The following is a 336-nucleotide window of genomic DNA, read 5'->3' on the forward strand; positions in this document are numbered from 1 at the left end:
AGCTGAGCTATGGCCCCATCGGATCAGCAGCACACCACAACAATTGGTGGGTCTGGGCAGATTCGAACTGCCGACCTCACCCTTATCAGGGGTGCGCTCTAACCAACTGAGCTACAGACCCAATCGTTCGGGCTTTGGCAGCTTGTCGACCTCACCCGCTCTCTATCCAAGAGCCGGGGGCGCGCTCAAACCAACCGAGCAGCAAACCTATCGTCTAACCAGTGAATCAAGCAATTCGTGTGGGAGCTTATGAAGAAGCTGCGATCTTCGATTAAGGAGGTGATCCAGCCGCAGGTTCCCCTACGGCTACCTTGTTACGACTTCACCCCAGTCATG

At 55.4% G+C, this 336-nt stretch carries 1 tRNA gene and 1 rRNA gene; both read right to left on the bottom strand.

Annotated elements, in window-relative coordinates:
* Nucleotides 1–44: 44 nt before the first annotated feature.
* A tRNA-Ile gene (locus tag J5M67_RS28965) sits at nucleotides 45–121 on the bottom strand.
* Nucleotides 122–272: 151 nt separating this feature from the next.
* Nucleotides 273–336: ribosomal RNA gene (locus tag J5M67_RS28970) — 16S ribosomal RNA — on the bottom strand; the annotation flags it as partial.

Origin of the sequence: Pseudomonas sp. 30_B (genome assembly GCF_017491605.1) — a bacterium.
Classification (GTDB): domain Bacteria; phylum Pseudomonadota; class Gammaproteobacteria; order Pseudomonadales; family Pseudomonadaceae; genus Pseudomonas.